This window comes from Rhizobacter sp. P1_G5 (genome assembly GCF_056405435.1).
The window spans coordinates 1-9806 of the sequence record NZ_JBFUCB010000185.1; the positions used below are offsets into that span (position 1 = coordinate 1).

General features: G+C 67.5%; 9 protein-coding genes and 1 pseudogene. 4 read left to right on the top strand and 6 right to left on the bottom strand.

The features are described 5' to 3' along the window. The coding region (locus tag AC1D12_RS14700) for an AAA family ATPase (RefSeq protein WP_477841160.1) at positions 1-1843 on the top strand (1843 nt) is incomplete at its 5' end. Between the two features lie 55 nt (positions 1844-1898). Here AC1D12_RS14700 and AC1D12_RS14705 read toward each other — a convergent pair. The 6 genes from AC1D12_RS14705 to AC1D12_RS14730 form a co-directional block, all read right to left on the bottom strand. Beyond that, the gene (locus AC1D12_RS14705; RefSeq protein ID WP_477827180.1) at positions 1899-2717 is read right to left on the bottom strand and encodes a M90 family metallopeptidase; all 819 of its coding nucleotides are present in this window, start codon (positions 2715-2717) and stop codon (positions 1899-1901) included. 38 nt (positions 2718-2755) lie between these two features. Then, positions 2756-3565 (bottom strand): UDP-2,3-diacylglucosamine diphosphatase, encoded by an 810-nt coding sequence (locus AC1D12_RS14710; protein ID WP_477841162.1) that lies wholly within the window; start codon positions 3563-3565, stop codon positions 2756-2758. A 52-nt stretch (positions 3566-3617) separates the two neighbouring features. Continuing rightward, positions 3618-4118: a peptidylprolyl isomerase gene (locus AC1D12_RS14715; protein WP_047508857.1), complete on the bottom strand. Its 501-nt coding sequence runs from the start codon at positions 4116-4118 to the stop codon at positions 3618-3620. A gap of 1 nt (position 4119) precedes the next feature. After that, complete coding sequence (locus tag AC1D12_RS14720) at positions 4120-4632, bottom strand: peptidylprolyl isomerase (RefSeq protein ID WP_477841170.1); 513 nt, start codon at positions 4630-4632, stop codon at positions 4120-4122. A 68-nt stretch (positions 4633-4700) separates the two neighbouring features. Further along, positions 4701-5942: a L,D-transpeptidase family protein gene (locus AC1D12_RS14725; RefSeq protein ID WP_477841164.1), complete on the bottom strand. Its 1242-nt coding sequence runs from the start codon at positions 5940-5942 to the stop codon at positions 4701-4703. Further along, entirely contained in the window at positions 5939-6985 is a 1047-nt protein-coding gene (locus tag AC1D12_RS14730; protein WP_477841166.1) for a tetratricopeptide repeat protein, read from the bottom strand. Before AC1D12_RS14730 ends, AC1D12_RS14725 begins: the two co-directional genes overlap by 4 nt. Before the next feature lie 155 nt (positions 6986-7140). On the opposite strand from AC1D12_RS14730, the pseudogene cysS reads away from it, so the two are divergent. The 3 genes and pseudogenes from cysS to AC1D12_RS14745 all read left to right on the top strand — a co-directional run. Then, a pseudogene (gene cysS / locus AC1D12_RS14735) lies at positions 7141-8526 on the top strand (cysteine--tRNA ligase); the annotation flags it as partial. A gap of 75 nt (positions 8527-8601) precedes the next feature. Then, positions 8602-9174, top strand: a complete 573-nt coding sequence (locus tag AC1D12_RS14740) for a DNA-3-methyladenine glycosylase family protein (protein ID WP_082004540.1) — start codon at positions 8602-8604, stop codon at positions 9172-9174. Positions 9175-9239: 65 nt separating this feature from the next. After that, on the top strand, positions 9240-9806 hold a 567-nt coding region (locus AC1D12_RS14745), incomplete at its 3' end, for a carboxyl transferase domain-containing protein (protein ID WP_477841168.1).

Sequence of the window (9806 nt, forward strand, 5' to 3'; positions counted from 1 at the left end):
GAGCGAGGGCGGCCCGAGCGCCGAAGGCGAGAAGGACGAGGGCGAGGGCAAGGGATCGCCGCTCGACCAGTTCACGCAGAACCTGAACCAGCTGGCACGTGACGGCAAGATCGATCCGCTGATCGGCCGCGAGCTCGAGGTCGAGCGCGTGATCCAGATCCTGTGCCGCCGCCGCAAGAACAACCCGCTGCTGGTCGGTGAAGCCGGCGTCGGCAAGACGGCGATCGCCGAGGGCTTGGCCTGGCGCATCACGCAGGGCGACGTGCCGGAGATCCTGGCCGATGCCAACGTGTATTCGCTCGACATGGGCGCGCTGCTGGCCGGTACCAAGTACCGCGGCGATTTCGAGCAACGCCTGAAGAGCGTGCTGAAGCACCTGAAGGACCAGCCGAACGCGGTGCTGTTCATCGATGAGATCCACACGCTGATCGGCGCCGGTGCGGCCTCGGGCGGCACGCTGGACGCGAGCAACCTGCTGAAGCCAGCGCTCAGCTCGGGTGCAATGAAGTGCATTGGTGCGACCACCTTCACTGAATACCGCGGCATCTTCGAGAAGGATGCGGCGCTGTCGCGGCGCTTCCAGAAGGTCGACGTGGTCGAGCCGTCGGTCGAGCAGACGGTCGAGATCCTGAAGGGCCTGAAGTCGCGCTTCGAGGAGCACCACAGCGTGAAATACGCGCTGGGCGCGCTGCAGGCCGCGGCCGAGCTGTCGGCCAAGTTCATCAACGACCGCCACCTGCCCGACAAGGCGATCGACGTGATCGACGAGGCCGGTGCGGCGCAGCGCATCCTGCCGAAGAGCAAGCAGAAGAAGACCATCACGCGCAACGAGGTCGAGGAGATCGTCGCGAAGATCGCGCGCATCCCGCCGACCAGCGTGTCGAACGACGACCGTTCCAAGCTGAAGACGCTGGACCGCGACCTGAACAGCGTGGTGTTCGGCCAGGAGCCGGCAGTCGAGGCGATCGCGGCAGCAATCAAGATGGCGCGCTCCGGTCTCGGCAAGCCCGACAAGCCGATCGGCTCGTTCCTGTTCAGCGGCCCGACCGGCGTCGGCAAGACCGAGGTCGCGAAGCAGCTCGCGTTCATCCTGGGCATCGAGCTGATCCGCTTCGACATGAGCGAGTACATGGAGCGCCATGCCGTGAGCCGCCTGATCGGTGCGCCTCCGGGCTACGTCGGCTTCGACCAGGGCGGCCTGCTGACCGAGGCGATCACGAAGAAGCCGCATGCGGTGCTGCTGCTCGACGAGATCGAGAAGGCGCATCCGGACGTCTTCAACGTGCTGCTGCAGGTGATGGACCACGGCACGCTGACSGACAACAACGGGCGCAAGGCCGATTTCCGCAACGTCATCATCATCATGACSACGAACGCGGGCGCSGAGACGATGAACAAGTCGACGATCGGCTTCACGAACTCCCGCGAGCAGGGCGACGAGATGGCCGACATCAAGCGCCTGTTYACGCCSGAGTTCCGCAACCGSCTSGACGCGACKGTCAGCTTCCGGGCGCTGAACGAAGAGATCATCCTGCGGGTGGTCGACAAGTTCCTGCTGCAGCTCGAGGGCCAGCTGTCGGAGAAGAAGGTCGAGGTCACGTTCACCGACGGGTTGCGCAAGCTGCTCGCGAAGAAGGGGTTCGACCCGCTGATGGGTGCGCGGCCGATGCAACGCCTGATCCAGGACACGATCCGTCGTGCGCTGGCCGACGAGCTGCTGTTCGGCAGCCTGGTCGACGGTGGCCGCCTGACGGTGGACGTGGACGCCGACGGCAAGACGGTGCTCGACATCCAGCCGGCGAAGAAGATCGACAAGCCGAAGGCGGAGCCGGCGACGGCCTGATCTTCGCGAGTCGTGATCCGGAACGAGGCCTGCGGGCCCCGTTTCTCATGGCGCGTCAGGTGATCGACGGATCCGCGAGCGGAAAGCGCGCTGCCGGATCCTGCCCGAAGAAGTCGCGCAGCAGCTCGTACAGCGGCGCGTCCCACGCCTGCAGGTCGAGCGGTGCGACGAAGAAGGTCTCGCAGGCGACCGCGAAGAACTCGTCCGGGCCTTCGGCGGCGTACGGGTCCATGAAGATGTCCTCGTCGCCATCCACTTCGCTGCAGAAGCGTTCATAGCTCGCCGGCATCACCTCGCGCCAGCGCAGGTGGGCCTGCTTGTCCGGCAGCGGCGGGATGCCGTCGGAGCGGCCGTCGCGCATGTCGATGACGTGCGCGAACTCGTGGATCACGACGTTGTAGGCCCAGCCGCTTCCGTCCTCCGGGTTTTCCTGCGCATCGGCGACATCGCGCCACGACAGCGTCATCGGCCCGGCGCCGGGCGCCTCGCCGGTGAGCGCCTCTTCGTACTCGTGCACGATGCCGTCGTCGTCGACGACCTCGCGCTTTGCGAGCATCTCGTCGGGGTGCACGACGATCAGCACGAAGCCGTCGTACCAGTCGAGCCCGAGCTTGAGCACCGGCAGGCAGGCCTGTGCGGCGATCGCGACCGCCATCGCGTCGCTGACGACCACGCCGTGCGTGCCGTGGAACTGCTTGTCGGCGAGGAACAGCGTCGCGAAGCGGCGCAACTGCGCGGCATCGGCCTCATCGAGGTCGCCGAGGAACGGGTAGCGTTCGAGCGTCTCGGCCCACAGTTCATCGGGAATCGGCCGGCGCGCCAAGGTGCGGCGCTCGCGCCACCCCCGCCATGCCGAAGCCAGGCGCCCCAGCACGGCGGCTCAGGAAGGCAGCGCCACGCCTGGCGGCATGGTCACAGGGACACGCCTGGCGGCGTGATGCGCCTGAAGCCGCGCGCGCTCAGGCGCAGCACCTCGGCGCGCAGCGGCGGGTGGTCGAGCTCCCAATCGCTGAGCACATGGCGCAGCATGCCCGGCGCCAGCGGCTCGCTCCCCGGGTGGTGCGTGTGGCCGTGCACCATCGTCGTCGCGCCCGCTTCATGCAGCCAGCGCACCGCGGCGGCGCCGTCGACATCGGCCCAGTCCATCGGCGTCGGGAGCTGGCGCTTGAGCTGCTCGCTCTCGTTGCGCACCGCGCGCGCGAAGCGGCGGCGCTCGTCGAGCGGCTTCGCGAGGAAATCCTGCTGCCAGGCCTCGCTGCGCACCAGCGCGCGGAACTGCTGGTACTTGGTGTCGTCCAGGCACAGCGCGTCGCCATGCGTCAGCAGCACGCGCAGCCCGAAGGCCTGCAGCACCGTCGGGTCGGGCAGCGCGACCACGCCGCAGTCGYGCAGCATGTCGAGCCCGACCAGGAAATCGCGGTTGCCCGCCATGAAGCCGACCGTGCGGCGGCACGCCGCCTCGGCCAGCTCGTTCGCGCAGCGGGCCTCGAACTCGTCGTGGCGGCTGTCGTCGCCGGCCCACACCTCGAACAGGTCGCCGAGGATGAACACCGCATCGGCATCGGTCGTGCGCAGGTAGGCCGACCAGGCGTCGAAGGTGCGCGGCGTGTCGGCGCTCAGGTGCAGGTCGGAGATGAAGTCCACGCAGCGCCAGTCGACCGGCGCTGCGTACTCCCAGAGGCTGGGCAAGGGAGGCGGCGCAACGGCGGTCTGGCGCGACATGGAACCCCGGTACTGCAGGAGGTTGATGCGGGTAGGCGAAAAGAGGAGCGGGTCAGACCACCTTGGCTTCGGTGATCACGACGTCTTCGAGCGGCACATCGCTGTGGCCGCCCTTGTTGCCGGTCTTCACCTGCTCGATCTTGTCGACGATCTCATGGCCCGACACGACCTTGCCGAACACCGCATAGCCCCAGCCGGACGGCGTCTCGGACTTGAAGTTCAGGAAGTCGTTGTCGGTCGCGTTGATGAAGAACTGCGCGGTGGCCGAGTGCGGCACGCTGGTGCGTGCCATCGCGAGCGTGTAGTGGTCGTTCTTCAGCCCGTTGCCGGCTTCGTTCTGGATCTGTGCATCGGTGGGCTTCTGCTTCATGCCGGGCTCGAAACCGCCGCCCTGGATCATGAAGCCCTTGATGACGCGGTGGAACACCGTGCCGGCGTAGTGGCCCTTCTCGACGTACGAGAGGAAGTTCTTGACCGACAGCGGCGCTTTCACGTCGTCGAGTTCGATGCGGATGGTGCCGTGGTTGGTGACCAGGTCGACGAGTTTGCTCATGTTATTTCTCCAGCGTGGCTTGCTTGATGATGACGGGTTGGACCGGCACGTCCTGGTGCGGGCCCTTGTTGCCGGTCTGTACGGCGCGGATCTTGTCGACGACCTCCATGCCGGAGACGACCTTGCCGAACACCGCATAGCCGTTGCCGTCGCGCGATTGCGCGGCGTTCAGGAAGTCGTTGTCCTTCAGGTTGATGAAGAACTGCGCGGTGGCGGAGTTCGGGTCCATCGTGCGGGCCATCGCGACGGTGCCACGCGTGTTGGTCAGGCCGTTGCGGGCTTCCAGCGGGATCGGCGGGCGGGTCTGCTTTTCCTTCAGGTCGGGCGTCATGCCGCCGCCCTGGATCATGAAGTTCGGGATCACGCGGTGGAAGACGGTGCCGTTGTAGTGGCCGTCCTTCACGTACTGCAGGAAATTCGCGGACGACTTCGGCGCCTTCTCGGCATCGACCTCGATCACGATGTCGCCGAGCGACGTGGCCAGCTTCACCTTCTGCTGTGCGTGGGCCGTCATGCTGCCGGCCAGGCCGCCGATGACGATCGCGCCGGTCACCAGCAGCGGCTTCCATGACTTGAGGGTTCTCACAAGATCACTCCTTCGAAGAATATTTTCCATTGTCCACCTTCCTTGCCCCAGTACTGACGCTTCAGCGGGCCGGTCAGCTGGCCGCTCAGCACCTCGCCGAAGGTCACGATCAGCACCTCGCCGGCGTCGCGCCACGACAGGATCGACATCTCCTTCAGCTCGGCAGTGCGCCCGCGCGTGGCCTGCAGTTCCTTGTCGACCATCTGCGACCACTGCGCCAGGTCGGCGGTGCCGCTCTGGAACTGCGGCGAGTAGAAGCTCAGCAGCTTGCGCGCGTCGCCCTGCGAGCGCGCGACGCGCCACTGCTCGACCATCGCATGCGCCGCGACGCGTTCCTGCGCGACCTGCGCGCGCGCCACCCATTCGAGCTTCGGTGCGATCACGACCGGCGTGCGCCGCGGCGACACCTCGCGCAGCAGGCGCAGCAGGTCGGGGTTGGYGAGCACGACGCAGCCGTCGGTGGTCTGCGGGCCGCGCGCGAAGTTGGCCGGCGGCACGCCGTGCAGCCAGATGCCGCCGCCGGTCTTGCCGCGCCGGCGGTCGTATTCGTTGGGGTAGTTCAGCGTCAGCGCGCCAGGGCCGTAGAACTCGGCGACCTGCTGGTTCGTCAGCCGGCTGGTGATGAAGTAGGCGCCGAGCGGCGTGCGCTGGTCGCCTTGCTCCTTCTTGTCGACGCCCAACCGGCCGAGCGAGACGTAGTGGTCGGCAACCAGGCGCAGGCCCTTCGCGTCGTTCGCGAACAGGTACAGGCGCGAGCGGCTCGCGTCGACGGCGATCGCATGCCGCGTGCTCGACGGGATGTCGATGAACTGGCGCGGCACGGCATCGGCCGGCGGGCGTTCGGTGAGCGCGGCCAGCCGCAGCGTGGCTTCCTGGCGCAGCTGCACGAGCTGGTCGGGCGACGAGGCGGCCAGCTCGGGGGGCGCCGCGCCCATCGCCTCGAGCGGCTGCCGGCGGGCCAGCAGCAGGTCGCCGTACACCAGTTGGGCGAGCTGGAAGTTGGGCACGTCGCGCGTCAGCGTTTCGGCCCGCGCGAGCGCGCGGCGTGCATCGCCGTCGCGGATCAGCTGGTAGATGTCGATCAGCCGGGCTTCGGGGGAAGCGGGCGCGGCGGCCACGCCGCTGCGTGCCACGGCCGGCTTCAGCGGCGCGGCCACGGCCACGCCCGCCGCCCATGGCAGCGCCAGGCAGACAGGCAGTGCCGCGCGGCGGCACCACTCACGCAGGCGTCGGATCACGAACCGGTGCTTTCCTTCTGGATCAGCCAGCGGCCGGAGACGCGCACCAGGTCGAGCCGCTTGCGACTGGACACCTTCAGCGCATCGGCGCTGTAGGCCTGGCGCACCTGCACGACGGCCTTGTCGCCTTGCACGCGGATGTCGAAATCGCTCAGGTTCACCGCGATGCTGCGCTTGCCGGTGATGCGGGCGCGGCGTTCGGCCTCCCAGGCGGCGCGCGACTTGCCACCATTGAAATCATGGGTGTAGGACGCGAAGTAGGCGTCCATGTCCTTGCTCGCCCAGGCCGCGGCCCACGCGAGCACGGCGGTCTGTACGACCTTTGTGTCTTCGGCGGCGGCCGGTGAAGAAGCCACCGCGGCGGGTGCAGGCGCGGGAACGGGCGCAGGGACAGGCGCAAGAGCAGGTGCAGGAGCAGGCACCGGAGCCGGCTTCGGCGCGGCTGCAACGACCGGCGGCGGGGCGGGAACGGGTGCGGGCGCCGGTGCAGGCTTGGCCGCAGCGATCACCACCGGTGGCTCTGAGCGCGTCATCGGCGAGAACAGGTCGCGGATCATCGCGAGCTTCGGGCTCACCTTGGCGGTGCTGCTGCCGTCGATCTGCAGCGCGCGCGAATAGGCCTGGCTCGCCAGCTTCGCGTACACGTCGCCGAGGTTCTCGTAGGCGGTCGCATAGCTCGGGTTGGTGCGGATCGCTGCCTCGAGCGAGCGCCGCGCCTGGTCGTACTGGCCCTGCTTGCTGTAGAGCACCGCGAGGTTGTTGTGCGGCTCGGGCAGCTCGGGGTGGTCTTCGGTGAGCTTCACGAACACCGCGATCGCGTCGTTCGACTTGCCTTGCTCCGACAGCACCAGGCCCTTCAGGAAGCGCATGCGGGCGTCCTTCGGCTTGGTGGAGAGGAACTGGTCGGCCTTCTGGTTCGCCTCGGCCAGCCGGCCCGCGCCGAGCAGGCTGTCGACATCGCCGTACTCGTCGGCCCGCGCGGTGCTGGCGATCGTGAACACGGTGAACGCGGCCAGGGCGACGAGCGAAGAGCGTGGAGTCATCAGGTGGCCGCGAGGTTTTGGGTGGGCGCCGTGGGGCGGAACGAGGTGCGGATACGGCCCGCTATACTGCGAAAATTGTATAGCAGCCCCATGGCTGCAAGCCCCTCGACCCGCTGGCCAGGCCCTATGAGCGGTTCCACTGCAGCACTCCGCCGATGACCCTGAGCATCTTCAACACCTTGTCGCGTCAGACCGAGGTGTTCACGCCGATCGAACCCAACCATGTGCGCATGTATGTGTGCGGMATGACGATYTACGAYCTSTGYCACRTCGGCCATGCRCGCWTSATGATGGCSTTCGACGTCGCCGCACGCTGGCTGCGCACGCTGGGCTACCAGGTTACCTACGTGCGCAACATCACCGACATCGACGACAAGATCATCAGGCGCGCGCTCGAACGCAACATCCCGATCCGCCAGCTGACCGACGAGATGACGGCCGCGATGCATGAAGACGTGGCCGCGCTCGGCATCCTGCCGCCGACCCACGAGCCGCGCGCGACGCAGTACGTGCCGCAGATGCTGCAGATGATCTCCACGCTCGAGCGCAAGGGCTATGCCTACCGCTCGCCGAACGGCGACGTGAACTACGCGGTGCGCAAGTTCGACGGCTACGGCAAGCTGTCGGGCAAGTCGCTCGACCAGCTGCGCGCCGGCGAGCGCGTGGCCGTGCTCGACGGCAAGGACGACCCGCTCGACTTCGTGCTGTGGAAGTCCGCCAAGCCCAGCGAGCCCGACGACGCCAAGTGGGCGAGCGAGTTCGGCGCCGGCCGCCCGGGCTGGCACATCGAATGCTCGGCGATGAGCTGCGCGCTGCTCGGCGAGCAGTTCGACATCCACGGCGGCGGCATGGACCTGCAGTTCCCGCACCACGAGAACGAGATCGCGCAGAGCGAGGGCGCGAGCGGCAAGCGCTTCGTCAACGTGTGGATGCACAACGGCTTCCTGAACGTCGTCAACGAGCAGGGCGAGAACGAGAAGATGTCGAAGTCGCTCGGCAACTTCTTCACGATCCGCGACGTGCTCAAGCACTACGACGGCGAGACGCTGCGCTTCTTCATGCTGCGCACGCAGTACCGCAGCCCGCTGAACTTCGGCCCCGCCAACCTCGACGACGCGCGCAACGCGCTGCGCCGGCTCTACACCGCGCTGGTCGACCTCGACGTGCCCGAACTGCCGGTCGACTGGGCGCAGCCGCAGGCCGCGCGCTTCCGCGCCGCGATGAACGAGGACTTCAACACGCCGGAAGCGGTGGCGGTGCTGTTCGAGCTCGCGACCGAGCTGAACAAGAGCCGCTCGCCGCAACAGGCGGCGCTGTTCAAGGGGCTGGCCGCGACGCTCGGGCTGCTGCAGCAGAACGCGCGCAGCTACCTGCAGGCCGGCAGCACGCTCGACGACGCCGCGATCCAGGCGCAGATCCAGGCCCGGGCCGATGCGAAGAAGGCGCGCGATTTCGCGCTCGCCGACCGCATCCGCCAGGACCTGCTCGCGCAAGGCATCGTGCTACAGGACTCCGCGCAAGGCACGACCTGGATGAAGGCCYGATCCGTGGGGCGCTCCGTCACTCCCGAGTATTGGGACGAGGCGTGCAGGCACCTCGTCAAGCGCGACCGGGTGATGCGCAAGCTGATCCCGCAGTTCGGCGAAGGCCGGCTGCAAAGCCGCGGCGATGCGTTCACCACGCTCGCGCGCTCGATCGTCGGCCAGCAGAGTTCGGTGGCGGCCGCGCAGGCCTCGTGGGAGCGCGTGGCCGCGCTGCTCGACGGCGGCTCGCAGCGCATCCAGCCGGCGGCGGTGCTGGCGATCGAATCCACGCAGATGCGCGAGGCCGGGCTGTCGGCACGCAAGGTCGACTACCTGGTCGACCTGGCGCAGCATTTCGAGGCCGGCAGCGTGCATGTGCGCCAGTGGCAGCAGATGGACGACGAGGCGATCGTCGACGAGCTGGTCGCGATCCGCGGCATCGGCCGCTGGACCGCCGAGATGTTCCTGATCTTCCACCTGATGCGCCCGAACGTGCTGCCGCTGGACGACCCCGGCCTCATCAAGGGCATCAGCCACAACTACTTCAGCGGCGAGCCGGTTTCAAGGGCCGAGGCCCGCGAAGTGGGCGACGCCTGGGCGCCTTTTCGCTCGGTGGCCACATGGTACATTTGGCGCAGTCTCGACCCGCTTGCCGTGGCATATTGACGGCCCGCAAGCCAGCCCCCATCGTTGGGCAGGGCATCCTCCTTCAAGAACAGGGATCAAGATAAATGAGCAAACGCCATTTCCTTGAATTCGAGCAACCCATTGCCGAACTCGAAACCAAGATCGAAGAGCTGCGCTACGTGCAAAGCGAATCGGCCGTCGACATCTCCGAAGAGATCGACCGCCTGGGCAAGAAGAGCCAGCAGCTCACGAAGGATGTCTACGCCAGCCTGTCGCCCTGGCAGGTCACGCAGATCGCCCGCCATCCGCAGCGTCCGTACACGCTCGACTACATCAGCGAGATCTTCACCGACTTCCAGGAACTGAAGGGCGACCGCGCCTTCGCGGACGACCAGTCGATCGTCGGCGGCCTGGCGCGCTTCAACGGCCAGGCCTGCATGGTGGTGGGCCACCAGAAGGGCCGCGACACGAAGGAACGCGCGGCGCGCAACTTCGGCATGTCGCGCCCCGAGGGCTATCGCAAGGCGCTGCGCCTGATGAAATTGGCCGAGAAGTTCGGCATCCCGGTGTTCACACTGGTCGACACGCCGGGGGCCTACCCGGGCATCGGTGCCGAGGAACGCGGGCAATCGGAGGCGATCGGCCGCAACATCTTCGAGATGGCGCAGCTC

Coding starts and splice junctions, on each gene's coding strand:
- AC1D12_RS14715 (WP_047508857.1), bottom strand. CDS start 4,118: ATGAGCAAACTCGTCGACCTGGTCACCAACCACGGCACCATCCGCATC.
- AC1D12_RS14720 (WP_477841170.1), bottom strand. CDS start 4,632: ATGACGGCCCACGCACAGCAGAAGGTGAAGCTGGCCACGTCGCTCGGC.
- AC1D12_RS14730 (WP_477841166.1), bottom strand. CDS start 6,985: ATGACTCCACGCTCTTCGCTCGTCGCCCTGGCCGCGTTCACCGTGTTC.
- AC1D12_RS14740 (WP_082004540.1), top strand. CDS start 8,602: ATGCGCAAGCTGATCCCGCAGTTCGGCGAAGGCCGGCTGCAAAGCCGC.